Origin of the sequence: Methylobacterium sp. B1, from assembly GCF_000333255.1 — a bacterium.
Lineage (GTDB): Bacteria > Pseudomonadota > Alphaproteobacteria > Rhizobiales > Beijerinckiaceae > Methylobacterium > Methylobacterium fujisawaense.
Genome location: NZ_BACT01000844.1, coordinates 1 through 1,595 on the forward strand (window position 1 = coordinate 1; position 1,595 = coordinate 1,595).

The 1,595-nt window shown below is 73.2% G+C and carries 3 protein-coding genes; 2 read left to right on the forward strand and 1 reads right to left on the reverse strand.

Going from position 1 to position 1,595, the window contains the following annotated elements; all coding sequences use genetic code 11:
* Together I53_RS24420 and I53_RS24425 are read left to right on the forward strand one after the other, a co-directional pair.
* Positions 1 to 593: TRCF domain-containing protein (locus I53_RS24420; RefSeq protein ID WP_043355599.1), on the forward strand; the 593-nt coding region annotated here is incomplete at its 5' end.
* Between the two features lie 87 nt (positions 594 to 680).
* Positions 681 to 1,115, forward strand: a complete 435-nt coding sequence (locus I53_RS24425; RefSeq protein WP_043355601.1) for a heme-binding protein — start codon at positions 681 to 683, stop codon at positions 1,113 to 1,115.
* 13 nt (positions 1,116 to 1,128) lie between these two features.
* On the opposite strand, the gene I53_RS24430 is transcribed toward I53_RS24425, so the two are convergent.
* A partial coding sequence (locus I53_RS24430) for a PAS domain-containing protein (protein WP_106428195.1) occupies positions 1,129 to 1,595 on the reverse strand: 467 nt, incomplete at its 5' end.

A 1,595-nucleotide genomic window follows, 5' to 3' on the forward strand; every position in this document is an offset into this window, starting at 1 on the left:
GCGCCGGCTTCGCGGTCAGCGCCCGGGACCTCGATCTGCGCGGCGCCGGCGACCTCGTCGGGGAGGATCAGGCGGGTCACGCCAAGCTCGTCGGGCTCGGCCTCTACCAGCACCTGCTGCAGCTGGCGCTCACCGCCGCCAAGGGCGAGCGCGCCGAGGATTGGAGCCCCGAGATCGAACTCGGTCTGCCGAGCCGCATTCCCGAGGATTACGTCCCCGAGCCCGAGATCCGCCTCAGCCTCTACACGCGCCTCCTGCGCCTGCAGGATCCCGAGGCGATCGAGGCGTTGGCCGGCGAGGTCGAGGACCGGTTCGGCGCGGCCCCCGCGCCGGTGCTCGCCCTGTTCGACCTCGCGCGGCTGCGCGCATCCTGCTGCGCGCTGGGCGTCGCCCGGCTCCGGGGCGGCCCGCAGGGCGTCGCGGCCGATCTGCGGCCGGACCGGCCGCTGCCCGCGATGGCCGCCGAGGCGGACGTCATCCTGCGCGAGGGACGGGTGGTGTGGAAGCGGCCCTGCCCGGATTCCGCCGGGTGCGCGGCGTTGGCGGCCGACCTCCTGGAGCGCATCCGCGCCGCCCGGGAGCGCGCCGGCTGAGCGCGCCGCCCATCTGCGGTCGATCTTGCGCCGGGCGCTTCAAACCGTCACAGCCTGTCGCGCAGACAACGCGAACGGGAGTGTCCCATGCACGTGACGATCGAGCAGGCCGAGACGGCGATCGCGGCCGCGCGGGCGAAGGCCGTCGAGCTCGGCACCCAGATGTGCATCGCCGTGGTGGATTCCGGCGGCAACCTCAAGGCGTTCCACCGCATGGACGATGCCTGGGTCGGGTCCATCGACATCGCCCAGAAGAAGGCCAAGACGTCGGTGTTCTTCGGCATGATGACCGGCCAGATCGGCCAGCTGTCCCAGCCGGGCGGTCCGCTTTACGGGATCGAGCACTCCAACGACGGGCTGATCACCTTCCCGGGCGGGATCCCGATCGTCGACGCCGACGGCGTGATGTCGGGCGCCATCGGGGTCAGCGGCTCGACGGTGGAGAACGACCACACCGTCGCGGAAGCCGGCGCCAAGGCCATCGGCCAGACCGAACTGCCGGCCCATCCCTGGCGCACCTGAGCCTGCGGATTCCTCAGGGCTCGCGCCGCGCCAGCGCACGGCCGATCCCGAGGAGCAGCATCTCCGAGACCGTCTTCAGATAAGGGTCCCCGTGGCGCTCCAGCGCCGCGTGGACCGCGATGCCGTGGTCGGCCGCGACGTTCAGGTCGGCCCCCTGCGCGGCGCCGCTGCCCTCCGCGGCCCGCACCGACGGCGGATGGAGATCCGTCACGTCGATATAGGCGCCGCGTCCCCGCAGCGCGCCGTCCGCGTCGGGCGTCAGGCAGCCGCGGTTGAGGATCCAGCGGGTCTCGCCCGCCCCGGTCAGGATGCGGAACTCCAGCGAAACCGGTCCGCCGGTCCGACGGACATGGTGGATCCGGCCGAACACCCAGTCCCGGTCCGCCGGGTGGATGCGGCCGAGGGCGGCGTCAAGCGGCAGCGGCGTCCCGGCGAGCCGCGGGTCCCCCGCCAGAGAGACGCCGCGCCCGTATCGAGCAC

Coding starts and splice junctions, on each gene's coding strand:
- I53_RS24425 (WP_043355601.1), top strand. CDS start 681: ATGCACGTGACGATCGAGCAGGCCGAGACGGCGATCGCGGCCGCGCGG.